This is a genomic window from Gibbsiella greigii (genome assembly GCF_039540155.1).
GTDB lineage: Bacteria > Pseudomonadota > Gammaproteobacteria > Enterobacterales > Enterobacteriaceae > Gibbsiella > Gibbsiella quercinecans.
This window is the reverse complement of record NZ_BAABEM010000046.1, coordinates 50,549-75,524: the sequence shown is the minus strand read 5'-3', so window position 1 is coordinate 75,524 and position 24,976 is coordinate 50,549. Positions and strand designations below refer to the sequence as shown.

Below are 24,976 nucleotides of genomic sequence, written 5' to 3'. Positions count from 1 at the left end.
GCACGGTATCCCCGTCGCTGATCACCACGGTCGAACCCGGCGTCTGGCCGCTGCCGCTCAGGGTCGGGGTATTGTCGGTGATGGTGTCGCCGTCGCTGATGACGTTGCCGCTATCGTCGGTGATCACCACGCCGGTGTTGGTGCCTTCAGATGAACCTGAATTACCAACCGTATCAGTGCCTCCGCTTCCCTCACCGGTGCTGGCATCGTTACTGTCGCTGGTGTCCGGGTTGTACCCCTGATGGCTTCTATTCCGGGCACTGATGCTCACGCCTAATGCCGCAGCGCTAAGTAAAGCACTGCCAACGCTAAGCATCGCCTCCAGGCTGGGTGGGGTTATTTCACTGGCTGTAGATTCAGCCACAGGGAACTGATAAAGACCGCTTTCAACGTCGTAACTATAGGGATACACCACGCCATCCGCACCCGCGGCGGTAATCACCGGCGGTTCAGTATCCGGGAAGTTTTCGATAACGATGTCATAGCTTTCATTCGCGTTGTTATCAGCTATCTTCAGTTTCAGTTCGCCATAGGACTGATCGACTTTAATCGCCTTAGGCGGGTGACCATCATTACTATGAATTTCAAAGAATACTGGCTGTTGCGGTGCACGCAAAGATAACGGATGCTTCGAGTTTAAGGAGTGCTGTGATACAACGTTCCCTTTTATATCTTTAATTAATAATTGAACACTCATTACTTTCACCAATAAAAAATTAAATACCCCACCCGCCCCAGAGTAGAGAATTCCAAGGCAGATCAATCCATTTGTGTGTTATGGTGAGAAAAAATTATCTTTTAATCATAAGCATGCCCTTCCATAGCAAACTGATACGATGAGAAAAGAAAAATAGAAGACTAGACGAGCAGACAATAAAAGCATTTACCTTGACGCGTAAACACTGATTAACCGGGCCCCCTAACACAAAGTGAACAAGCAAAACAAAATATCAACCACGTTCTACGAAATATATACTACTGAATTTCTGCACAAATAAAAGCCACCACAATCACAGGTGAATCATCAAAATATTATCCTACTAGTTATTTAAAATAAGGATTAACCTACCACACATCAATTGACATAAGGTAAAATGTGAGAATAGTAATATAAATATACTTTCCAGAAACGGCTTTACACCCCGAATCCCACCAGTAAATGGATCAGTTTTTTATACTGTTTTTTTATCATTATTAGGTTTTATCACCAGATAAGGGGATACCATCGGTCATCACAACAAATATTTATCCCGGCGGTGTTCAATACATAACGGTGCGGGGCAAAACGGCAACGGCCTGCCCTGCTCCACACGTTATTTTCAGCACACGGCGATACAGGAATCAGCCCGTGGCTCACAGCCGCCACACAGGATACCGCTGCCGGGATCGCGCAGAATAATTTGCCCCCGACCATAGTCCAGCGAGTCGCAGTCTATGCGGACCTGATGGCCGCGCTGCGCCAGCGCTAATGCCAGATCTTGCGGCGTATGTTGCTCAATGCCCACCTGCATATTCCCCAGCCACTGCCAGCGCGGTGCATCAAGCGCAGCCTGGGGATTAAGCCCAAAATCAATCAGGTTCATCACCACCTGTACATGCCCCTGCGGTTGCATATAGCCGCCCATCACGCCAAATGGCCCAAGCGGGCGCTCACCTTTACTGATAAAACCGGGAATAATCGTGTGAAAGGTTTTTTTCCCCGGCCGTAAACAGTTGGCGTGCGCCGGATCCAGGCTGAATTCCGAGCCCCGGTTTTGTAAAGCAATGCCACTGCCAGGGAGCACAACGCCCGAGCCAAAACCGTGGTAAGCACTCTGAATGAACGACACCATGTTGCCCTCACCATCCGCACAGGCCAGGTAAACCGTGCCGCTAGACTGGGGTTCCGCATGCTGCGGCGGTTGTGCCTGGTGGGTGATTTCATCACGCCGGCGCTTTGCCCACGCCGGGGAAAGCAGCGTTGCCGCGCTCAGGCGCATCTCATCGGCATCCGTGATGTAATGCTGGCCATCGGCATACGCCATTTTCATCGCCTCAAGCTGGCGGTGCCAGGTCAGTTCATGATCACGCTGGCTAAAGTTAAATGCCTGTAGCGTGTTCAGCGTCATCAACGCAATTAACCCCTGGCCGCTGGGCGGTATTTCCCAAATATCGTAACCGCGATAGTTCAGCCGCAAGGGCGTAACCCAACGGGGCTGATAGGCCTGCAGATCGTCAAGGCACAAATAGCCCCCCGTTGCGCGGGAAAAGGCGACCAGCCGCTGGGCCAATTCGCCGCGATAAAAACTTTCCACCTCGCTGGCCGCCAGCTCACGTAACGTTTTGGCGAGATCTGGATTACGGAAAATCTCCCCCGCCCGCGGCGCCCGCCCCTCAAGCAAAAACGTGTTAAACCAGGCATCAAATAACGGCGTGTAATGTTGCTGATAGCCGTCGAGCGCCTGCTGCCATTGCCGGGCAACCACCGGTGAAACCGGGAACCCCTCTTCTGCCAGTTTGATGGCGGGTTTAAACAATTCGTCAAACGGCAGCTTGCCAAAACGGGCGGACAGCGCGCGCCAGGCGGCGGGGCAGCCAGGCACGGTGACCGGCTCCCAGCCATAAAGCGGCATACGCTGGTGCCCTCTGGCGTGCAAAGCCTCAATGCTGAGTTCCTCTGGCGCATAGCCACTGGCGTCCAGGCCATGTAGTTGCCCTTTAACCCAAACCAGCGCAAACGCATCGCCGCCCACGGCGCAGCCAGTCGGCTCCACCACAGTCAGCGTGATGGCTGCCGCAATAGCGGCATCGATCGCATTGCCCCCACGCTTGATCATCTCAATACCCACCTGCGCGGCCAAAGGCTGCGTGGTACTCACCATCCCATTTCGCGCATAAACACACTGGCGTTGGGAAGCATAAGGATAACGGTGTGCGGAAAATTCAAACATGACATGCCCTTAATCATCAAAGTACGCGGCGCAAAAAATCACGGGTACGAGGGTGTGTGGGGTGCCCAAAAATTTGTTCAGGCGTACCCTGTTCAATCAATTCGCCCTGGTGGAGCACCACCACCACATCGGCCACTTCTCTGGCGAAAGCCATTTCATGCGTCACCACCACCATCGTCATCCCTTCCTGGGCCACCCCTTTCATCACTTGCAGGACTTCGCCCACCATTTCCGGATCGAGGGCGCTGGTGGGTTCATCAAACAAGATCGCCTGCGGCTTCATGGCCAGAGAGCGAGCAATAGCCACGCGCTGCTGCTGGCCACCAGAGAGCTGTGCGGGATAACAGTGCGCCTTATCCTGCAGACCAACCCTGGCCAGCAGCCGCATCGCATCCGCACAGGCCTCATCACGGGGAATGCCGGCAACCTGTAATGGAGCCTCAATAATATTTTCCAGCACCGTCATATGAGGGAAGAGGTTGAATAGCTGAAAAACCATGCCGACATCCCGGCGGCGGCGGGCGATGTTACGCTCTTTGTCCCGCACCCGGCGCCCATCAGCCAGTTCCCGATATCCCATCAGTTGGCCATTTATCCGGATAGTGCCGCGCTGGGCTTCTTCCAGCCAATTAATGCAGCGAATGAACGTGGTTTTTCCTGAGCCTGAGGCGCCAATCAGCACAACGACCTGGCCACGATGCACGTCCAGCGAAATGCCGCGTAGAATCTCGACATCGCCAAACGATTTATGCAGATCTTTCACGGAGATCACGATATCCGTTGAGGGTTCGGTCATTTTTAGCGCCCCCGCAGTAACTTTACGTATTTCTCACCCAACAGCCGCTGCATCGCCGAAACCCGGCGAACATCCGTGGAATAACGTCTTTCTAACCACCCCTGGAATACGCCCCACAGCGTGGTCAACACCAGGAAATAAATCGCCACAACCAAATACAGCTCGAAAACCCGGAACGTCGCTGAAGTAATCATCTGCGTGCTGAGCAGCAATTCCTGCACACCGATCACGCTGACCAGTGTGGTGTTTTTCAACATGACGTTAAACTCATTGCCGATCGCCGGGATCATGACGCGGAAAGCCTGCGGCAGAATGACGCGGCGCATGATTCCCGGGAAGTTCATGCCAAGAGATTTTCCCGCTTCATATTGGCCTTTATCGACAGCGCTAAGGCCAGAGCGAATGATTTCGGCCATATAAGCGCCTTCATTAAGCGCCAGCGCCAAAATAGCGGCCTGAATATTGCCCGGCACTAAAATCGGCCCCAACTGAATATCGCGGAAATTAAAAATACCGCCGGCCGCAAGCGCGGTATAAAGAAACGCGATTTGCACCAGAAGCGGGGTTCCGCGCATCAGCCAAACATAAAATTGAACCGGGTAGCGCAGCAAACGGCGTGAGGAAAGGCGCATTAGCGCAGCCAGCAAACCAAATACTCCCCCCAGCAGCATGGCGCTGACGGCGATAATGACCGTTAACCACAGCCCATATAAATACACGTCACTTGGTTTCAATAGATACTGCCAAAAGATATCCCATTGAAAGTTCATGATGGTTGGCCCGCTTGTAATGAATCACCACTGATATGCCATTTATCAAGCAGTTTCTGATAACTGCCATCGGCCTGCATATCGGCCAGGATTTGCTGCACCGCTGCGCTGAAGGCTTTATCGTCTTTGCGGAACCCAAAGCCCGTCAGAATTTTGGCGAATGCGGGCACGGCGCTTTCAAACATCCCGGGCGCCATTGCCTGGTAATAACCCGCCGTTTCCACCGTGGTGCCGTAGGCATCGGTTTGTTGAATACGCAATGACTGGAAGGCATCAACATCGGTATTAAACACCACCAGGTTGATGGCCGGCTTGCCCGCGGCAGTGAGCTTATGGCTGGCCTCTTCCAACAATGAACGGATCGTGGAACCGTTCAGCACAGCGACCTTTTTTCCGGCCAAATCATCAATGCTGTGGATATTTTTAGGATTCCCGTGCGGAACGACCACCGATTGGCTCGAATACATATAGTTAACAATATCAATAACCTCACGGCGTTCCGGTTTGTCGAACAACTGGTCCGCCAACATATCGCACTGTTTTGCCAATAAGGCCGGAATCAGCCCGGAAAAAGGGATGATCTTCCAGTTGATCTTTTTGTTGCCCAACCGGCGAGCGATCTCATTGCCAAAATCAATCACCACGCCTTCCAATTGCTGTTGCGCGTTGGAAAAGCCAATCGGCGGTGAGTCCATGCCGCCGCACAGGGTGATCCTATCAACATGCTGGAATCTTTCAGGGATCGTGATGGCTGCCAGTGCAGACTGGGCCGCGAGCAGTACGGATAACGCACAAAGTTGAACGAGACGAACAGACATGAAAACCTCCACAAGTCAGTGAATTGTGAGAACACCCTGGGAAACTCAATTTAATACACTGTTTAATAAAGGAATTGTTTCTTCCACATGTTGCCGTATCGCCCGTTCGGCGGCATCCGGATCCCGGGAGGCAAACACATCAATCAACGCGGCATGCGTAGCGCGATCGTCCGTTGGCTGGCTAAGCTGCTGGCGCCACAGATGCATATAAGGCGCGATAGAAGAATTAAGCAGGCTTATCTGGCGCATCAGGCGGGGCCGTTGGCTAAAGCTACATATAAACTCATGAAATACCCGATGATGATTTACCCAGTCGTAAGGATCGTGGGGCTCGTCCTCCATCAGGCTCAACAGCCGGTGCATATGGGCAATATGCTTCGCCGTGAGCAACGGCGCGGAAATACGCGCCGCCAACCCTTCAAGGACCGCGCGCATTTCAAACACCTCACGCATTTGCGCCTGATTCAGGCCGCTGACGACGGCGCCACGGTTCGGCCTTAAGGTGAGCAAATGCTCTGCCGCCAAACGCTTGAATGCGCCTCTGACCGGCATCCGGCTCATTTGCAATTCAGTGGCGATATCTTCCGCAATCAGGCGCGCGCCCTGTGGCAACCGGCCACGACAGATACCATCGAGCAAATATCGATAGGCTTCATCTTCAGCGCTGGCAGCAACCGAGCCAGAGAAATCGTCAGCCGTAAGGGAAAGGAGAACGTTGGCATGTGTTTTCATATTTATTTGTCACATTGGATCCAAAGATACATAAATCCAACAGTGCAAAATATGAGCCATTTATTAAATATATAGTTAAAACAAACGGATAAATCAGATTTATCGATAAAATTAGCGCCAGGCTTCGCCGTTCTGTACGTTTCTGCACCGCCATTGAGCAGCGCCCGTGCCAACATGATGCAGCTCACCCCGGCGCAAAAAAGCGCCGTATTGCCTTCATCTTTTCCGGTTTTCAGCCCGGCAGCACCCTGCCCGACATCACGGCCGGGCAACAGGCGATAAAATTGGGCCATCACATAAATTTACCTGATGGGATAACGCGCGCCATCATCATGAACCTACGGTTCCTACTGAAAAATTCCAGGTTGGCGCCGAGAATATTAATAAAAACGCATAACCATTAACCTCCAGCCGCAACCACGTTTTTCACACACGGGGAAATACGCATTATTAATAGGTGTATTCTCGGGTTAGAAATCAGATCGCTGAAAGTGAAAAGTAAATGTGAAATAACTCACAAAAGTAAAAACAGAAATACAGGGGAAAACCGCCACGCCGCCCTTTTTCGAGAAAAAACAAACAAGGTAATAAAAAACAAATAATTACAGATTTAATTTCAAAAATACGTCAAAAAATAAAGTGATATTCATCACATATTTCATATCATAAAACCGCTGTCAAGTGGTGACACTGGTGTCTCACGTTGAATAAATGTGACATCTGTCAAAAAAACGATCCCATCGATTATCAACAATCAATTCACATTAAAGGCGAAGGATTGGAACTGAGGTCATCCCATGAAAATAGGTTTGGTCATTAGCGGTGGTGATGTCAGCGGCATAAATAATTTCCTGTTTCAGGTTAGCCGTATGACCGAATCTGAAATAGTGATTTTCGATGGCGGTATTAATGGCCTGATAGAGAATAGGTTCAAAGAAATCTCATGGCGCGATCTGGTTGATTTTTCAATTTCGCCAATGCCGTTGATTTCGTCCGGCAGGAAAGAAGACAAATGCAAAAAAGCGGATTATGAAAAGATTGCCAAAAACATACGTCATAGAAAGATCGATGCTTTGATCATGGCCGGTGGCGATGGATCTTTCCAGTTTTTAAAAACGCTGAGTGGATATGGCATTAGCTGTTACGGCATTGGGATGACCATTGATAACGATATTACCGGCAATAGCTACACCATTGGTTTTTCCACGGCGTGTGAGCAGGTTATCAGTGAGGTGGGCAAGTTAAGAAACACCGGGCGTGGGTTGCCGGGCCGGGTGTTCATGATAGAGCTGCTGGGCGGTTACTGCGGTGAACTTACCCTGCAGGCGGCGTTAAAAAGCAATGCGGATATTGCGCTTATTCCTGAATCGCCATGGGATATTGATATTCTTGCAGAGAAGATAAAAAGCAAGATCAAGCTACAGAATAGCGTCATTATTTTATGTTCGGAGGGCTATACCAGAGAATATACCCCAGGTTTTCAGGGCGCCATCGATACCATGATTGGCAAAATCGAACATAAGATTGGTATCAGGATCAGAAAAACCATCCTGGGTTTTGGATTACGAAGCGGCGTGCCAACCGGCGAGGAGATCATACAAGGCGCCATTCTGGCTGAAGAAGTGGTTCGGTGCATAAACACCGGCCTGACCAATAAAATCATTGTAATAAACAATAATAATAAGGCTATACCGATAGATCTTGAAAGCTCTAATAAACGGTTAGTTGATAAAGATAGCAATATCTACAAACTCGCAAAAATAAACAACCTTATATGAGGTAATAACATGCTCAAAGTACTCTGCGTATGTGGCTGCGGCCTCGGCTCAAGCTTTGCTATTGAGATGAGCGCAAAGTCCGTATTACAAAAACTAGGTATCGATGCCGAGATAAACCATACAACGGTATCCGAGGCCTCATCCTTTAAATACGACATCATTCTAACACAGAAGATGTTTGCCGATATTTTAAACTCGGATGCTAGCGAAGAACAGATGAAAAAGGTCATCGTGTTAAATAAGCTGACAGACAAGCGAGAAATAGAAGAAAAAATTCTGGCTTATATTAACTCAATCTGAAAGATGAGGTGATAAAGTGGATACTATAATTAACTTCCTGGTAAAGGATTTATTAGGCCAAGCCTCAATATTAATTGCGTTAATCGCAATGATCGGCCTAATCCTGCAAAAAAAATCTGTCGGTAAAACGTTAGAAGGTACGTTTAAAACCCTGCTCGGCTTTTTGATCATGATGGCCGGCATCAACATCATTGTGGAGACGCTGACATTCCTCAACAACATCTTCACCAGTGGTTTTGGCATGAAGGGTTACATCACGGATGTTGCGGCCATCGCTGGCCTGGCGAACCGCGAGCTGGGCTCACAGGTGGCGCTGACGCTGCTGGTTATCTTCGTCGTTAACATTATCATTGCGCGCATTACGCCCTTCAAATACATCTTTCTGACGGGCCAGGCGCTGCTCTGGATGGCGACCATCGGCACAGTCATTGGCTATAAGGCCGGGCTGACCGGCGCAACGCTGATTCTGACCGGGGGGATATTCGGCGGCATTATGGCCGTGCTGATGCCGGCATTGGCCCAGCCGATTGTCCGCAAAATCACCGATTCAGACGATGTGGCCCTGGGCCATTTCTGCACCATCGGTTACCTGGTGCAAGCGGCGGTGGCACGCGCCGTGGGTAAAAACTCAAAATCGACGGAAGATCTGGAACTGCCTGATAACTTCAAGTTTCTCCAGGACACTTACCTGTCGATGGCGGTCATTATGGTGCCAATGTACCTTATCCCCGCCGTTTTCGCCGGCCCGGCATACATTGCTCAGTATGCCAATGGCACCAATTACCTGATGTATTCATTCATGCAATCCATGCAATTTGTCGCCGGCGTCTTTGTGCTGTATAGCGGCGTGCGCTTACTGCTGAATGAATTGGTACCGGCTTTCCGTGGTATCGCCATGCGCCTGGTGCCCAATGCCAAACCCGCGCTGGATTGCCCCGTGTTGTTCCCCTATGCACCGAATGCGGTCATCGTCGGGTTCTTGGCCACCACCGTCGGTTCGATTCTGGGGATGATCATTTTCCCGATGTTCGGCCTCGCCATGATCCTGCCCGGCCTGTTGACCAACTTCTTTGCCGGTGGCGCTGCCGGGGTGTTCGGCAACGCGTTGGGCGGCAGAAAAGGCGCGATTATCGGTGGGGTGGTCCACGGGCTATTTATCACGTTCTTGCCGGCAATCCTGGTGCCGCTGCTCGAAACCTTCGGCTTTGTCGGCGTGACCTTCAGTGATTCCGATGTCATCAGTACCGGTCTGGTGCTCGGCCATGCTTTCCAAAACGACTGGCCGTTCGTGGTGGGCTTCATCGCCTTTGTCGCTATCGTTGCCTATTTGGCAAACCGAAAACTGACGAAATAAACCGGCTAATTAACGTGATAGGCACTGCACCACGTCAAAAAAGATGTGCGGAGGCGTTATGTTCTCAAAGTTGAAAAATCTCTTCAGCTCAGCTGAGCCGAAGGCAGAAAATGCAAACGATGAGTCTGCAGCAGTCATCGAAAAGGAATTATCAGATCTGGAGCAGCGCTTATCGCAGAACCCTGCTGATAATACGATCCAGAAACAGCTGATGGTTAAATATAACCAGGCCATCAATATATTCTCAGGCAGCACGCGCCATCGGGATAAAATTGATGATATTTTCGTGAAAATCGATGAATTACGAAACACCATTCGCAAAAATATATGAGGGCTTATGAGCATCAGAGCGTTTCTATCAGAGAACCCGTATATTCAGGTAAGAGTAAACAGTTGCTCATGGGAAGACATTATTAACCGGGCCGCAAAGCCATTAATCGAAGGGGGATTTATTACGCCGGAGTATCCGAAAGCAGTCATTAAAAACACGCTGGAATACGGGGCATATTATGTATTTGATGAAGGCATAGCAATCCCTCATGCCAGGCCGGAATGTGGCGTGCTGAAAAATTGCTTTAGTATGATGACGCTCAGAAAACCCGTGTCCATTAATGACAGCGAACCCGTGGATATTGTCATTATGTTTGGTGGTGTTGACGGTGACGCACATATCACTGATGGCATCGCATCAATAGTAGGTCTATTGGAAAAAGAAGATACGCTATCTCAAATCAGACGAGCCACAACAATTGATGAAATTCTTGGGTTATTATGAAAAAACTGATTTTAGTTAATGGCATACCGGCATCAGGAAAAAGTTCAGTCTCACGGATTATTGCTGAACGTTTTAATATTCCTGTATTAAGCATTGATGAGATCAAAGAGCCTTTTATGGTTCAGTTCTCTGAAATTATTGATAGGCCGTTGAACAGGAAGCTCGGATATGCTGCTTATGAATCCATGTTCAATATTGTGAAAATCGCCCCACCAGACAGTGTATTTATACTGGATGCCTGGTTCGGCTTCCGTGAAAAATCTGTTTTGGCAGACTATCTGGAACTGTGCGGGGCAAAAAAAACCATTGAGATCTGGAATAAAATATCACCGGAACGGGTGGCGGAGCGCTACAAATCGCGCTGTACCCGCCGCGTTAAAGGGCACCCGGGTGAGGAATATATTCCTGAATTAATGCGTTTAGCCCAGAAAGCGCACCCCATGGGGATCGGCGATATATATACCGTCGATCAGGATGCGGAAATCGATAATGAAGGCCTTATTTCATGGGTCAGCAATCACGTAGTTTAAATTTCGCTTAAAAAACATATCCAATAGATTTCAAGTGGCACGCAGGGCGGCAGAATAAACCGACAGGAACTTATTTAATTAAGAGCCTGGGGGGAGCCCCTGCGCATAGGCAGCTTGAAATATGCAGGATATCTCTATTGCATGAGGAGTTACGAATGAACACGATGACAACTGCAGAACGCCGTGGTTACCAAATGATTTGTGATGCTGCCGGATCAATGATGGTTGTTGCCTGCGATCAGCGCGGCGGTATGAGAACACTGCTGGCAAGCACACCGGAAGAACAGGCGCAAATCAGCAACGATACGCTGGGAAAAACCAAATACGACATCACCCGTTATCTGGCTGCTGAAGCAGGGTGTGTGCTGCTTGATCCGCTTTGCGCGGTGCCCGGCATTATTGATGACGGCGTTTTGCCGCGCAATACCGGGCTGCTTGTCGGCCTGGATGCCTCTGGCTGGGAAACGTCACCTGAAGGCTACCGTATATCAACCATGGTGGAAGGCGTGAATGCACGCAAAGTGCGTGAACTGGGCGCCACCGGCGGAAAAATCATGATCTATTTACGCATGGATACGCCGGCGGCAAACACCGCTAATCTGGCCACCTTGCGTACGGTTATCGAAGATTTCGCCCGTGAAGATCTGTTTCTGGTGGTTGAGTTCCTCACCTATAAACTGGAAAACGAAAGTAAGGAAGAGTTCGAGCGTAAAATTCCGCAGCTGATTCAGGAAGGTTGCAAAGCCTGTATCGAATGCGGTTCTAAGGTGCTGAAAATCCCCTATCCAGGCACCGAGGAAGCCTGTGCGAAAGTCACCGAAATCTGTGGTGATATTCCCTGGGCGGTACTGTCTGCGGGCGTGGATCACAGCACCTTCCTCAAGCAGGTGGATATTTCCCTGAGAAACGGCGCATCCGGCGTTATCGCCGGGCGCTCGCTGTGGAAAGATTGTATTTCTCTTGACAGAAATATTTCCAAAGAAAAATTATCATCTATTGCCGTATCGCGTTTACGGGATATCCAACAACTGTTAGCGAAATACAGAAATAAATGATCGATTAAAAAAACATTATATACCCAAAACAATTCGAGTTGCAGGACAATACGTTGTTACCGTTAACAACGCGTCTGCGGCTGGATGTATAGCGGGTATATATTTTGATTAACTGGCCGCCAGATTATATAATCTACGGCCAGTCTCGCTTTTAGGTAATGCAAATGGCTAATAACCCGGATTTGGTGATTTTCGACTGCGATGGCGTACTTGTTGATTCAGAATATGTAGGTATAAAACTGGCAATATCCCTGTTACGAAAATACGGCGTGGATATTAGCTTTGAAGAGTTCACCACTGAGTACAGCGGGCTTGCCTGGGGTGATCTCATCAATAAGGTCAAGGCAAACAAACACGTTACTATCCCCAGCGGCATTCACCTGGAGTTCTCCAGCAACCTGATAAAACAACTCCAGGCACAGCTGACCAGAATCGCGGGAACCGATGAAGTCATCAGCAAAATAACCACACCAAAATGCATCTGCTCAAACTCAAGTAAAGAACACGTCGATTTTGTCTTGTCGCTAGTGGGCTTAACGCCTTTGTTTGCGCCCAATATATTTTCGGCGGTCGATCTCGGCCCTGGGCGCGCAAAGCCTCAGCCGGATATCTTCCTGCATGCCGCGCAGAAGATGAAAGCCAGACCAGAAAAAACCGTGGTCATCGAAGACTCCGTGCATGGCGTGATGGCCGCACACCGGGCCGGCATGTATGTCATCGGTTTTACCGGCGGAGCCCATACCTATAAAGGCCATAAAGAAAAACTTGAGGCTGCGGGGGCAAATGTGGTGGTCTGTTCAATGTACCCACTGCCGGATGAGATCGCGCGTTTTGCCGCAGAACACTGACCATAACTAATTTATATGTACTGGCGCAGCGATCAATACCTCAGCTTGTTGATTAACTCCACGTACTCGTCATCGTTGTGCAGGATATGACGGTACTTTTCCTCCAGGAATGTCAGGATGATGTCCCGGTAGAAGAAGTCCCGGAACACATCGACCAACTGCTCGGACTGGGTGGCAATGGAGTGCCAATCCTCCCCTTCGGTAATGGCGAACACTACTTCAGCGCCATCGACGACGATGTTCTGGAATTTTTTCAGCCCGGTCTGGCTTTCATGTGGCACGAAGTTGCTCAGATTGCGCAGGTTGGATTCCAGCTCGCCAACGACATGGGCTTCCACCAGCACGCCTTGCCGCTCTTTCTCTTCCAGCAGCGGCTGATAAACAAGAAAAATCTCTTTCCACGTGGAAATATTGATGGTCTTTTGCGCGCCATCAATTAACGCCAGGCTATAGGCATAAATAGACTCTTCTGTCGCGAGATTCCAAACCCGATCGTCCGGTTTGATTTTTTTCCTTTTAACATTTTTTAACTGTTCGATATCGGATTGAAATTTCAAGGTCAACTTTTTAATGACCTGCTCAATGGAAATGGCTTTATAAACTTTTTTCTTTTCAATTACCGAATCCAGCAAAATTCCTTTGTCCAATAAGCGGGAGATCACTTCATAAACTTTGGCTTTCGGGACGCCGGATAATTTAGCGACGGCCGATGCTTCAACAGGGCGCGCTGCGGAAAGAATCGCTTCGTACACCTGGCTCTCATACTGTGAAAACCCGAATTTCTCTAGCAAGATGCCACCCACTTAAGCAAAGAACCATATGAAATTATTATACCAGAGCGCCGTTTATTGCGGAATGTTTTTCTAATAGTTACTATCGTGGTAGTAACCAATTATTACACGGAAGATAAAAAACATCAGGGTGGTCTGTAACAGACTATGGTTATCCAATGATAACCAATAAAAAGGTCTGAAAAATCAATAAAAATAGCAAGGTCACTGGAGGTCAAAAATATGGCTATCGAACAACACAGCATTAACTATATTCCCGAGTCAGATCGCTATGGGCAACCAAAGGATTTGTTCGCCGTCTGGTTCGGCGCGAACCTGAATTTGACCACCATCGTTACCGGCACGGTATTGGTGATGATGGGGCTAAACCTCTTCTGGAGCATCGCGGCGATTGTTCTGGGCAACGCAATCGGCACTGTTTTCGTGGCTTCGCACTCCGTTCAGGGGCCGCGCCTGGGGATCCCGCAGATGATCCAGAGCCGCGCGCAGTTTGGCGTACTTGGCGCAATCATTCCCATGTTTTTCGTCATGTTCGTCTATCTGGGGTTCGGCGTGGCGAATACGTTGCTGATTAGCCAGACGTTAAATAATGTCCTGCCGCTTTCCTCCACCTGGATCATTATTCTCTTTACTTTTATTTCCATCTTTATCGCCATTTATGGCTACCGGTTGATTCACTTCACCCAGAAATGGCTATCGATCAGCGCATTCGTGGTGCTGGGCATCGCCACGATCATGGCCTTCAATCAGCCGCTGCCGGCGGGAGCCTGGAATATCAGCGCGTTCAACCTCACGCTGTTCGTTTCGGGCGTTGGTATTATCGCCACCTACGTGCTGGCCATGGCGCCCTATGTCGCCGACTATTCCCGTTACCTCCCCTCGGACGTATCTTCCCCGAAGGTGTTTTGGTTTACCTATAGCGGTCTGGCGCTCTCCGGCAGTTGGATGATGACGATTGGCGCGGCGCTTGCCACCACCATTCCCGGCTTCTCCGATAATGCCGGCGGGAAAATGGCCGACATGTTCCACGGCTACAGTTGGCTGATGTATATCCTGATTGTCTATGGTTTGTTCGCCATCAATGTGTTTAATTTCTACGGCGCGTTTATGTCGGTCGTGACCTCTATCCAACCGTTCAATAGCCTGAAAGTCACGCCGCGTGTAAGAACGATTATTTTAGGCGCCATTCTGGTGATCAATATTGTTCTGAGCCTGTTGGGCGGCGAAAGCAATTTCATGACGCTATTTATCAACTTTATTTATTTCATGAGTTATTTCCTGATCCCGTGGACGGCGATTAACCTGCTGGACTTTTTCGTGCTGCGTAAGGGCCACTATCACATTCAGGATATTTTCGATGTTCATGGCCGCTACGGGAAATATAATAAAATCACCATCTTTGCCTTCCTGATCGCCATCGTCGCTGAAATTCCATTTATTAATTCTACTTTTTATGTCGGCCCAATAGCGAAAATGCTGGATGGCGCGGATATGGCCTGGATTGTCGGCATCGTTGCAGCCCTGGTGCTGTATTACTTCCCGATGAAGAACTGGCAGCCTGCACACGTTAGCCGGAAAGCATAATAACCAGACAGGATCTCTACCGATGAAAACCACTGTAATTACCAACGTTGTCATTTTTACGGTCGATAGCCGGGACTCGGTCATCCGGAACGGGACGGTGATCGTTCGAAACGGCCTCATCGCCGCCGTTGGCTGCAAGGAGGCAATTCCACTCCCCACCGATGCCGACGAGATCATCGACGGCCGGGGACAAATGGCGCTGCTGCCGGGCCTGATCGACTCGCATAACCACTCGAGCCTGATGCGCGGCGTGGCGGAGGACTTACGACTGGTCGACTGGTTGCCGATTTACGATCTGGAGCACCGGGCCTGCAACGAGGAAGACGCCTACCACGCCGCCAGGCTCACCTATCTGGAATGCCTGAAGAACGGCAGCACCACCATTCTGGATATGTACCGCTTTATGCACCGCAGCGCCGAGGCCGCAGGGGAACTTGGGCTGCGGGTGCATTTGGCCCCCTATGCGGCGGACGTTCAGCCATACGATTTCTTCGAGAGCACCAAAGCGAACGAGAAACTGATCAACACGCACCACATGAGCCAGAACGGCCGGATCCGGGTATGGATGGGGTTGGAAAACCTGTATTACTGCAGCGAAGACATGTACAAAGCTGCGATCCTGGCCCAGAAAGAGTTCGGCGTCGGCATTCATACACACGGTTGCGAGCAGGAGGAAGAGGAGCAGTCGATCATCCGCACCTTCGGTAAATCGACCATTGATATGCTGGAACAGCGGGGCATTCTGGGCGAAAAGACGCTGCTGGCCCACTGTGTGTGGGTGAACGATGACGACATCAAGAAGATGGCCGCCACCGGCACCAACCTGGCCCACTGCGCGATTTCGGCGGCTAAGCTGGGCTGTGGCGTAGCGCGCATTCCGCTGATGCTGCGCGAAGGGGTGAACGTCTCGATCGGCTCGGATGGCGTTATCGACAACAACAGTATGGATCTGTTCCAGGAGATGAAATTCGCCTCTCTGATACAAAAGGCGACGCAGCGCGACGCGTCTATTATGGGGGCGAAGCAAATGCTGCGCATGGCCACCATCAACGGCGCGAAATCGCTGAATATGGAAGACGAGATTGGCTCAATCGAAACCGGCAAAAGCGCCGACATGATTCTGGTGAATTTCTTCAAGCCGAACCTTCAGCCGGTCTTCTGGAACGAGCAGGAAGAGACCAACCTACTGTGGAATCTGGTGTTTTCCGCCAAGGGGGAGAATGTCGATACGGTCATGGTTCAAGGCGACATTATGGTACGCCACGGCCTTATCACCAAGGCCAGCGAAATGGACATCATGCTCGCGGCGCAGAAACAGGGGGAAGACTGGATACGGCGCCGGGAGCAATATAAGCCGGTGCCTGCGGCGTAACGGCGCCCACTAAGGCCGTTCGGCGCGCACTACTTCATCAGCACCTGATACTGCGGATTGAACTCATCGAAAATCGGCAGCGCGGCGGCGCCCAATGCGGCGGTGTCGCTGCCGGTCATACCGATTTTCACGCGCATGTCGGTGAGATAGCGGCTGCGCACCGACTGGTGTAGCGGCGGCAGGCGTTTAATCAGCTTTTCCAGCAACGGGTGCGGCATCATGCCGCCCACAATCACTGCTTCCGCATCGAAAATACATTCGATCATATTGATCGCCTGGCGTAGCGGCGGCAGCGCGCTGTCGATCCAACCGTCGAACAGCGCCGGTTCCACATCAAGCAGATCGTCCGGCAATGCGGTCATCGGGTTAAGCCCGCAGTGTTCGTAGGCCGCCTGTAACGACACATAGCGCTCCAGGCAACCATGGTTACCGCAATAGCAGGCTCGTCCACCCGGTTGCGCCACGATATGGCCGATTTCGCCGGCATTGTGGGCATGGCCGGTATAAATATGGCTGTCGGCGAAGATCCCCGCCCCCAACCCGGTGCCGATATAGAGATAAACGAAAGAGTTCAGCCGCCGCGCCACGCCGTGAAACCGCTCGCCAATTGCCGCGACGGTGGCATCATTTTCCAGCGTCACCGGCAGCCCGCTGAGGCGAGCCAGCTCCGCCGGCACATCCACCTGCTCCCAGCCGTTGAGCGTCGTCGGCCCCTGCGAGGAAAGGCCCTCCACGCCAAACGGCCCAGGCATCACCACGCCAATTCCCAGCACTTTGGGCCACTGCGCCGCCAAATGCGCGCGGATCTCATCGAGCACCCCGGCAATGCGCAGTAATGTGTCATGCGGCTGGGGCTTTTGCACCATGATAAGGCGGCGAAACTGGATTTCACCGGCCAGATCCACCAGCACGATCAGCAACGTCTGGTGGTCGAGGTGAATGCCGATCGAGTAGGCGCTGACCGGGTTGAGCGTCAACGGGATCGCCGGCTGGCCGCGCCCGCTGGCCTTGCGTGGCAGATGGGTGGAAAGGATCCCCGCCTGTTGCAGCTCGGCCACGATATTCGACACCGTCTGCGGCGTCAGCGCCGTCAGGCGGGCGAGCTCGGCGCGCGTCAGCTCGCCGTATAGGCGGACGGCTTCAATGATCACCCGGCGGTTGTGGGCGCGGGCGTGTTCCAGATTGGTTCCTGAGGTTTTCATCGGCAGCATTCCAGACAACGGACGGCTCAGTATGTAATTCAGCCGGGGCGACAATCAATTTAATTTTTTGAAAATATTCAATGCGTTCCCGCCCTGCTCCGCCACAGGAGCACTGGCCGGGTCGCCATGTGCCGGCCAAGACTGGCACGCAGCTTGCTTTATTTCTGAGCGGGCTGACAACACCCGGTTTTTTTGTCCTCGATTAAATCAATCAAATTGATTTAATAAATTATAGCGTTCGCGGAGAGAGAAAATGAAACGTCGAATCACCCCACGGTTGCAAAGCGGTCTGCTCGCCCTACTGGCGCTGAGCGGCGGCGTTCAGGCGGCCAATACGCAAATCAGCGCGCTGTTTATGACGCAGGCGGCCTATAGCGAGAACGACATTCGCGCCATGACCCACGACTTCGAACAGCAGCATCCGGACATCCACGTCAACCTGGAATTCGTGCCTTACGAAGCACTGCACGACAAAATCGTAGCGGCGCACGGCGCGAGCAGCAACGGCTACGATGTGGTGCTGTTCGACGCCATCTGGCCGGCGGAGTTCACCCGTTTCGATCTGTTACAGGACGTCAGCACCCGCATTCCGGCGGCGGAAAAAGCCAACATCTTCCCCGGCGCGATGAACACGGTGGTCTATCAGGGCAAAACGCTGGGTATGCCGTGGATCCTCGACACAAAATATCTCTATTACAACAAGGCGATGCTGAGCAAAGCAGGCATCAGCCAACCGCCGCAGACCTGGCAGCAGGTATTGGACGATGCCAAGATCATCAAGGAAAAAGGCATCGTGAAATACCCGCTGGTGTGGAGTTGGTCGCAGGCGGAAGCGCTGGTGTGCGATTACACCACGCTCGTTTCCGGCTTCGGTGGCCAGTTTTATCAGAACGGTAAGCTGAATTTCACCGGCCCGGCGTCAATGAGCGCGGTGAAACTGATGAAAGGCTCACTGGATAGCGGGCTGACTAACCCGGCTTCGCGCGAATATCTGGAAGAGGACGTACGCAAAGCGTTCTCTAACGGTGACGCTGCCTTCGCCCTCAACTGGACCTATATGTACAACATGGCCAACGATCCGCAGCAGAGCAAAGTCGCCGGCGAGGTGGCGATCGTGCCTGCGCCGGGAGACGCGCCGGGCAAAACGGGCGCGGTTAATGGTTCGATGGGGCTGGGCATCGCCAAAGCCAGCCAACACCCGGAGCAAGCCTGGCAGTATATCAGCTATATCACTTCGCAGCCGGTGCAGAACAAATACGCCAAGCTGAGCCTGCCGATTTGGCAATCGTCCTACGACGATCCGGCGGTGAAGGCCGGACAAGAAGCGCTGATCGCGGCGGCGAAGACCTCGCTCAACGTCATGCTCTCCCGCCCGGAAACCGCTGAATACTCGCGCCTCTCCAACACCCTGCAACAACAATTGCAACAGATCCTGCAAGGGCAGACAACGCCGGAAGCTGGCATGCAGGCGGTGGATAAAAGCGCGGCCCGGCTGCGCTAAGGAAGAACGATGCTGAGTTTGCAACAACGCGAGCATCGTCAGGCGTGGGTGCTGCTGGCGCCCATGCTGATAGTGATGTTCCTGCTAACCGCCTGGCCGCTGCTGCGCACCATCTGGCTCGGATTTACCGACGCGGCGTTAGTGGGCAGCGGCGAGACCCCAGCCTATGTCGGGCTGGAGAACTACCTTTATGCGCTGACCGATCCCGATTTTCAGGCGGCCATTCTGCGCACGCTGTATTTCACCGTAGTGTCAGTGACAATTGAAGGCGTGCTGGGAGTGCTGGTGGCGTTGCTGCTCAACCAGCGCTTCTTCGGGCGTAACCTGCTGCGCGTGCTGGTGATCCTGCCGTGGGCGCTGCCGACCATTGTTAACGCCATGATGTGGCGCCTCAACTTCAACCCGGATTATGGCAGCATCAACGCACTATTAACGCAGTTGGGCGTTATCGACCATTACCGCAGTTGGCTGGGTTCGCCGGACGCCGCGCTGCACGCGGTGATGCTGGCGGACATTTGGAAAAACTACCCGTTGGTGACGCTGCTGACGTTGGCGGCGCTACAATCGATCCCGGAAGACCTATATGAAGCGGCGCGGCTGGATGGCGCCCCAGCCTGGCGACGTTTTCGCGCCATCACCTTCCCGGCGATCGTCGCCCCGCTCAGCGTTGCGCTGGTGTTGCGCACCATCGACGCTTTCAAGGTTTTTGACATCATCTACGTGATGACGCGCGGCGGCCCGGCAGACAGCACCAAAACCCTCAGTTTTTTCGTCTATCAGGAGTCGTTCAGCTACCTGCGCGCCGGCAGCGGCGCGGCCTACGCCATCTTGATGGCGCTGATGTGCAGCGTGCTGATCGCGCTCTATTTGTTGATGCTGCGCCGACGGAGTGCCAACCATGAAACGTAAACTGCGCCCGCTACTGCGTTACGGCGCTGCGCTGCTGGTGGCTGCCAGCATCGTCGGCCCGATGCTGTGGCTGTTCCTGATGAGCGTCAGTTCCACGGCCGATTTAACCCGCGTGCCGCTAGAATGGCTGCCGCGCCAGTGGGATTTCAGCCGCTACGGCCGCCTGCTCTCTCTGCAAACCGGCCAGCCAGGTGAACTGTTCCTCCATGCGCTGGGCAACAGCCTGCTGGTGGCCAGCGGCGCGACGTTGCTTTCACTGCTGCTGGCGATCCCGGCGGCATTCAGTTTCTCCCGCTATTCGGGGCGCGACGGTTGGCTGTTCGCTGGGCTGGCGGTCTATATGGTGCCGCCAGTGGCGTTCGCGCTGCCGCTGTACGCCGTGCTGCAACAGTTGGATCTGCTAAATACCCGCGGCGGGCTAACGCTTGTTTATTGCTCGCTGATCCTGCCTTTCCTCACCTGGATGCTGAAAAATCAGTTCGATAGCCTGCCGCGCGACATCGAACAGGCAGCGCGGCTGGACGGACTGCGATTCTGGCAGGTGCTGCTGCGCATCACCCTGCCGCTGGCAAAGCCGATGCTGGGCGCGGCGGCGATCTTCGGTTGGCTACTGGCCTGGGATGAGTTTTTCTACGCGCTGCTGTTTACCAGTAACCTCAGCGCACAAACCCTGCCGGTGACCATCGCCGGTTTCACCGCCGGGCGCGCCACCGACGATGGCCTGATCGCCGCTGTCGGCATCCTCGCTTCAGCGCCCCCGCTATTTATCGCCATCTGGCTGCAGAAAGCGCTGGTCAGCGGCCTCACCAATGGCGGCAGTAAGGGATAACCATGGACAGAACCCCAAACGCCACGTTGTATGTGGCAGGCAATATCAACATCGATTTAATTATGGGTACGCTGGCGCAGTGGCCACGCCCCGGTACTGAGATCATGCTGGAGCATAGCGAGCTGCGCCCCGGCGGTTCCGCCGGCAACTGTGCGCTGGCGCTGGCGCAGATGAACGTGCCGCATCGGGTCGTCGCGAATCAGGGCAGCGACGGCTTCAGCGCCTGGCTGGCCGGGCACTTCGCCGCCAGCGCCGACGCCTGGCCGCGCTACGCCTGCGATACTTCGCTGACCGTGGGCGTGACCCATCCGGACAAAGAGCGTTCGTTCATCAGTAATCAGGGCCACATCGTGCGCCTGACCGCCGCGGACGTGCTGGCGCAGTTGCCGGAGCGTGCCCAGCCGGGCGATATCGTGCTGTTATGCGGCACGTTTTTATGCACCGCGCTGCTTGACGATTACCCCGCGCTGCTGGCCACGCTGCAACAGCGCGGTTTTCTGGTGGCGGTGGATACCGGTTGGCCACCGCAGGGCTGGAGCGATGCTCTGCGCCGGCAGTTGTTGCACTGGTTAGCCGATTGCGATTGGCTGTTGCTCAACGAGGCGGAAACCCTGGGCTTTGCCCAACAGCCCACGCTGGAAGCGTCGGCCCGCTGGCTGGCAGACCGTTTGCACCGTGGCGGAGGCTGTGTGGTGAAACGCGGCGCACAGGGCGCCAGCCTGTGGACACGCCAAACGCAGTTAGACGCGCCGGCGCAGCCGGTGGCCGTGGTCGATACCATCGGCGCCGGCGACAGTTTCAACGCGGGTTTTCTCAGCGCGCTGCTGTGCGGCGAACCCCACGCGCAAGCGTTGCGCTGGGGTATTGAGGTGTCGGCGCATGCCATCAGCAGTTCGCCACGCCGCTATCCCGACTGGCAAACCTTACAACAATCCTTATTCACACCCGATCTTGAGGAGAATTGAGTCATGGCCGGCGTAGAACTGGTAAAGGTAGCCAAGCGCTACGGTAAACAAACGGTGCTGCATCCGCTTGATCTCACCATTCCCGACGGCAGTTTCACTGTGCTGGTGGGGCCGTCCGGCTGCGGAAAATCAACCCTGTTGCGCTTATTGGCCGGGCTGGAAACCTTGTCTGACGGCGACATCCTGCTGGATAAGCAGCAAATCAACGAGCTCGACCCGGCGGAGCGCGATATCGCCATGGTATTTCAAAGCTACGCGCTCTACCCCCACCTGACGGTGGCGGAAAACCTGGCGTTTCACATGCAGGTAAAGAAAGTGAAACGGGAAGAACAGCAAGGCAAAATCGCGCATATCGCCACCATGCTAGGCATCGACAAACTGCTCAGCCGCTACCCGCGAGCCCTGTCCGGCGGCCAGCGCCAACGCGTGGCGATGGGCCGGGCGATGGTTCGCAACCCGCGGGTATTCCTGTTCGACGAACCGCTGTCCAATCTGGACGCTCAGCTGCGCATGGAGCTACGCGCCGAGATCAAAGCGCTGCACCAGCGTTTCAATACCACCACGCTGTATGTGACGCATGATCAGGTGGAAGCGATGACGCTGGCCGACCAGATCGTGGTGATGCGCGACGGCGTGATTGTGCAACAAGGTGCTCCGCTGACCATTTACGATCGCCCGGTCAACACTTTCGTCGCTCGGTTCATCGGCTCGCCGCCAATGAACCTGCTGGCGGGAAACATTGAGGTACGCAACGGCCACCCCGGCGTAAAATGCAGTGCACAGTGGTTGGCGCTGCCGGCGCGCTGGCACGCCGCTGCACTGGCGCAGGGGGAAAAAGAGGTGCTGGTCGGGCTGCGCCCCCACGACATCCTACCCTCGCCAGAGGGGGTGGCGGCGACAGTGCGGATTGTGGAAGTGACAGGTGAATCGACGCTGCTACACCTCGACTGGCAGGGCGCGCCGTTGCACGTGCAGGTGGCCGAACGCGTGACGGCACGGCCAGGAACCCCGCTGCCGCTGGTTATCAGACCGGAGAAACTCCATTTGTTCGACGCGGCAAGCGGCGAACGATTGGCTGAATAGAGCGCAGAGGCCGCTCAATGTTCCAAAAAGATTATCAATACGCCGCCGGTCCACGGCGGCATTTGCGGCCTTGACCTCCACCATCAGCCAGTTGCATCAGTGCTGGATATTTCACGCCTCGTTTCATCCTAATTACAATAGCTGGCAAAGATGACATTCTTTTTTCTCATTGAATTAAGCCACTGAGCGGCTGAACCTGCATAATAAATATTTCTCATGCCAAATTTAACCATATATTCTGGCGTATAAGAAAACCATTTCTCAGGAAATTTCCTATCGTAATCATCTTTTAATTTCGGACAGAAATATAGTTGAATGTCCACCCCAATTTTTATAGAAAACTACATCTTCTTTTCTTATCTCTTTTATCTCTGGTAACTTAAGAAAATCATCACGAGATATTCTTCCTGACATATTAAGTTCTTTTTCTGGTCCGTTAACACCACCATGTCACAAGAGATAAGAGTCATTACCAGAGAAAAGGGAGGGTGGCTGGCGAGCCAGGTTGCCAGTCTGCATCAGTGAGCGCCGCTGTTGCCGACCGGTGGACGGGCGAACCAAATTAATATCAGCAGAACTAGGAACGCCCCTCCAGATAACCAGAAAATCTCGTTGGCCGAAATAATCAGCCCCTGATTCGTGATCTCTCTCGCTATCCAGCTGGATGCCTGTTGGTGACTCATGCCTTTGCCTTCGAGCTGCTGATAGATTTGCGCCACCGCTGGATTAAACGGCGTGATGTTTTCCGTTAGCTGCGCGTGATGCAGCGACTCACGGTTTGACCACATCGTCGTCGTAATCGATGTACCGATTGATCCCATTAGAATACGGATAAAGTTCGACAAACTGGATGCCCCCGCCATACGTTCCGGCGGTAACCCGGAAAAAATAATGGTGGTCAGCGGCATAAAGAAGCAGCCCACGGCAAACCCCTGAATAAACTGCGGCCATGCAGAAGCGCCAAAATCCATCGCTGGTTCGAACGTATACGCACGCCAGAAGAAACAGTAGGCGTACATAATAAAGCTGAATGTCACCAGTTTGCGCATATCCAAACGGTGCGAAAAGCGACCGATAACCGGCGATATCAGAATCGGCAATATCCCGACCGGTGCCGATGCCAGCCCCGCCCAAGTGGCGGTATAACCATAGACCACCTGCAATAGCTGCGGCAGCAACACAAGAGAGCTGACATAGAGCATAAAGGCCAGGCTGATACACAGCACGCCGATGGTGAAATTTCGGGATTTAAACAACGATAAATCGACTATCGGGTGTTCATCCGTCAGTTCCCAGACCACGAGGAAGCAAAGTGCGACCACTGCCACGATTGCCAGCACGATAATTTCGGTCGAGTTAAACCAGTCGAGCTCCTTACCCTGATCAAGCATCACCTGCAATGCGCCGATCCCCAGAACAAGCAGCATTAAGCCGACACAGTCGATCGGGCGGATCTGCGTCGCAGTTTCGCGGCCCTTCAGCGTTTTCAGCGTCACGAATACAACCGCAATGCCGATCGGCACGTTGATAAAGAAGATCCAGCCCCAGTGATAGTTATCACTGATATATCCACCGAGGATCGGCCCACAAATCGGGGCGACGATCACCGTCATCGACCAGAGTGCCAGCGCGGTACTTCGCTTAGCTGGCGGATAGTTATTCAACAACAGACTTTGCGACAGCGGGATCAGCGGGCCAGCGACCACCCCCTGAATCACACGGAAGAAAATCAGCATTCCCAAGCTGTTAGATATACCACACAGCCAAGAGGCGACGGCAAACAGCCCGGTCGACCACAGGAATAGTTTAACCTCACCGATGCGCTTAGCGAGCCAACCGGTGATCGGGATCGAGATGGCGTTTGCCACCCCGAACGACGTGATAACCCAGGTGCCCTGAGAGTTCGAAGCACCAAGATTCCCGGCAATGGTTGGGATCGCCACGTTGGCGATCGTTGAATCCAGAACCTGCATAAAGGTAGCCATAGACAGAGCCACCGTCATCCAAGCCAGTGGGGCACCTACCAGCGGTTTATTTGCCACAGAGACCTCCAT

Annotated in this window: 25 protein-coding genes; 15 read left to right on the top strand and 10 right to left on the bottom strand. The window is 53.0% G+C overall.

Annotated features, from left to right (window positions below; genetic code table 11):
- The 7 genes from AC559G_RS19855 to AC559G_RS19825 all read right to left on the bottom strand — a co-directional run.
- Positions 1–616 (bottom strand): hypothetical protein (locus AC559G_RS19855; protein WP_498914173.1); only part of this gene is annotated, 616 nt, incomplete at its 3' end.
- A 703-nt stretch (positions 617–1,319) separates the two neighbouring features.
- On the bottom strand, positions 1,320–2,861 hold the full coding sequence (locus AC559G_RS19850) for a gamma-glutamyltransferase family protein (RefSeq protein WP_498914171.1): 1,542 nt from the start codon (positions 2,859–2,861) through the stop codon (positions 1,320–1,322).
- An 85-nt stretch (positions 2,862–2,946) separates the two neighbouring features.
- Positions 2,947–3,726, bottom strand: a complete 780-nt coding sequence (locus tag AC559G_RS19845; RefSeq protein WP_498914169.1) for an amino acid ABC transporter ATP-binding protein — start codon at positions 3,724–3,726, stop codon at positions 2,947–2,949.
- 2 nt (positions 3,727–3,728) lie between these two features.
- Positions 3,729–4,496 (bottom strand): amino acid ABC transporter permease, encoded by a 768-nt coding sequence (locus AC559G_RS19840; protein ID WP_498914167.1) that lies wholly within the window; start codon positions 4,494–4,496, stop codon positions 3,729–3,731.
- Entirely contained in the window at positions 4,493–5,314 is an 822-nt protein-coding gene (locus AC559G_RS19835; protein ID WP_498914165.1) for an ABC transporter substrate-binding protein, read from the bottom strand. The genes AC559G_RS19840 and AC559G_RS19835 overlap by 4 nt, the downstream gene beginning before the upstream one ends.
- 45 nt (positions 5,315–5,359) lie before the next feature.
- Positions 5,360–6,046 carry a GntR family transcriptional regulator gene (locus AC559G_RS19830; protein ID WP_498914163.1) on the bottom strand — a complete coding sequence of 229 codons (687 nt, stop codon included), beginning with the start codon at positions 6,044–6,046 and terminating at the stop codon, positions 5,360–5,362.
- A 2-nt stretch (positions 6,047–6,048) separates the two neighbouring features.
- Positions 6,049–6,342, bottom strand: coding sequence for a hypothetical protein (locus AC559G_RS19825; protein ID WP_498914161.1), 294 nt, complete (start codon positions 6,340–6,342; stop codon positions 6,049–6,051).
- Between the two features lie 501 nt (positions 6,343–6,843).
- Here AC559G_RS19825 and AC559G_RS19820 point away from each other — a divergent pair.
- From AC559G_RS19820 to AC559G_RS19785, 8 genes are all read left to right on the top strand, one after another.
- A complete protein-coding gene (locus AC559G_RS19820; protein WP_438598837.1) occupies positions 6,844–7,824 on the top strand; it encodes a 6-phosphofructokinase in 981 nt (326 codons plus the stop codon).
- Positions 7,825–7,833: 9 nt separating this feature from the next.
- On the top strand, positions 7,834–8,124 hold the full coding sequence (locus AC559G_RS19815; protein ID WP_279025986.1) for a PTS sugar transporter subunit IIB: 291 nt from the start codon (positions 7,834–7,836) through the stop codon (positions 8,122–8,124).
- Positions 8,125–8,140: 16 nt separating this feature from the next.
- Positions 8,141–9,478: a PTS sugar transporter subunit IIC gene (locus AC559G_RS19810; RefSeq protein ID WP_438598836.1), complete on the top strand. Its 1,338-nt coding sequence runs from the start codon at positions 8,141–8,143 to the stop codon at positions 9,476–9,478.
- Positions 9,479–9,536: 58 nt separating this feature from the next.
- Entirely contained in the window at positions 9,537–9,809 is a 273-nt protein-coding gene (locus AC559G_RS19805) for a hypothetical protein (RefSeq protein WP_438598835.1), read from the top strand.
- Between the two features lie 6 nt (positions 9,810–9,815).
- Complete coding sequence (locus AC559G_RS19800; protein WP_498914159.1) at positions 9,816–10,253, top strand: PTS sugar transporter subunit IIA; 438 nt, start codon at positions 9,816–9,818, stop codon at positions 10,251–10,253.
- Positions 10,250–10,783 (top strand): AAA family ATPase, encoded by a 534-nt coding sequence (locus AC559G_RS19795; protein WP_498914157.1) that lies wholly within the window; start codon positions 10,250–10,252, stop codon positions 10,781–10,783. The genes AC559G_RS19800 and AC559G_RS19795 overlap by 4 nt, the downstream gene beginning before the upstream one ends.
- A 155-nt stretch (positions 10,784–10,938) precedes the next feature.
- Positions 10,939–11,838 carry a tagatose-bisphosphate aldolase gene (locus tag AC559G_RS19790; protein ID WP_498914156.1) on the top strand — a complete coding sequence of 300 codons (900 nt, stop codon included), beginning with the start codon at positions 10,939–10,941 and terminating at the stop codon, positions 11,836–11,838.
- A 164-nt stretch (positions 11,839–12,002) separates the two neighbouring features.
- On the top strand, positions 12,003–12,686 hold the full coding sequence (locus tag AC559G_RS19785; protein ID WP_498914154.1) for an HAD family hydrolase: 684 nt from the start codon (positions 12,003–12,005) through the stop codon (positions 12,684–12,686).
- Positions 12,687–12,718: 32 nt separating this feature from the next.
- Here AC559G_RS19785 and AC559G_RS19780 read toward each other — a convergent pair whose 3' ends face one another.
- Complete coding sequence (locus tag AC559G_RS19780; protein ID WP_498914152.1) at positions 12,719–13,489, bottom strand: TrmB family transcriptional regulator; 771 nt, start codon at positions 13,487–13,489, stop codon at positions 12,719–12,721.
- 210 nt (positions 13,490–13,699) lie between these two features.
- Here AC559G_RS19780 and AC559G_RS19775 point away from each other — a divergent pair, with 210 nt between their 5' ends.
- Both AC559G_RS19775 and AC559G_RS19770 read left to right on the top strand, forming a co-directional pair.
- A complete protein-coding gene (locus AC559G_RS19775; RefSeq protein ID WP_498914150.1) occupies positions 13,700–15,061 on the top strand; it encodes a purine-cytosine permease family protein in 1,362 nt (453 codons plus the stop codon).
- A 22-nt stretch (positions 15,062–15,083) separates the two neighbouring features.
- On the top strand, positions 15,084–16,433 hold the full coding sequence (locus tag AC559G_RS19770) for an amidohydrolase family protein (RefSeq protein WP_498914149.1): 1,350 nt from the start codon (positions 15,084–15,086) through the stop codon (positions 16,431–16,433).
- Positions 16,434–16,462: 29 nt separating this feature from the next.
- On the opposite strand, the gene AC559G_RS19765 is transcribed toward AC559G_RS19770, so the two are convergent.
- The gene (locus AC559G_RS19765; RefSeq protein ID WP_498914148.1) at positions 16,463–17,635 is read right to left on the bottom strand and encodes an ROK family transcriptional regulator; all 1,173 of its coding nucleotides are present in this window, start codon (positions 17,633–17,635) and stop codon (positions 16,463–16,465) included.
- Positions 17,636–17,888: 253 nt separating this feature from the next.
- On the opposite strand from AC559G_RS19765, the gene AC559G_RS19760 reads away from it, so the two are divergent.
- From AC559G_RS19760 to AC559G_RS19740, 5 genes are read left to right on the top strand one after another with little or no spacing between them, the layout of a single operon-like run.
- Positions 17,889–19,136: a type 2 periplasmic-binding domain-containing protein gene (locus AC559G_RS19760; RefSeq protein WP_498914146.1), complete on the top strand. Its 1,248-nt coding sequence runs from the start codon at positions 17,889–17,891 to the stop codon at positions 19,134–19,136.
- Between the two features lie 9 nt (positions 19,137–19,145).
- A complete protein-coding gene (locus AC559G_RS19755; protein WP_498914145.1) occupies positions 19,146–20,045 on the top strand; it encodes a carbohydrate ABC transporter permease in 900 nt (299 codons plus the stop codon).
- Positions 20,035–20,874, top strand: coding sequence for a carbohydrate ABC transporter permease (locus AC559G_RS19750; RefSeq protein WP_498914143.1), 840 nt, complete (start codon positions 20,035–20,037; stop codon positions 20,872–20,874). Before AC559G_RS19755 ends, AC559G_RS19750 begins: the two co-directional genes overlap by 11 nt.
- Before the next feature lie 2 nt (positions 20,875–20,876).
- Complete coding sequence (locus AC559G_RS19745) at positions 20,877–21,839, top strand: carbohydrate kinase family protein (RefSeq protein ID WP_498914141.1); 963 nt, start codon at positions 20,877–20,879, stop codon at positions 21,837–21,839.
- A 3-nt stretch (positions 21,840–21,842) separates the two neighbouring features.
- A complete protein-coding gene (locus AC559G_RS19740; RefSeq protein ID WP_498914140.1) occupies positions 21,843–22,922 on the top strand; it encodes an ABC transporter ATP-binding protein in 1,080 nt (359 codons plus the stop codon).
- 518 nt (positions 22,923–23,440) lie between these two features.
- Here the strand turns inward: AC559G_RS19740 and emrB are convergent.
- Positions 23,441–24,976 carry a multidrug efflux MFS transporter permease subunit EmrB gene (gene emrB, locus AC559G_RS19735; RefSeq protein ID WP_498914138.1) on the bottom strand — a complete coding sequence of 512 codons (1,536 nt, stop codon included), beginning with the start codon at positions 24,974–24,976 and terminating at the stop codon, positions 23,441–23,443.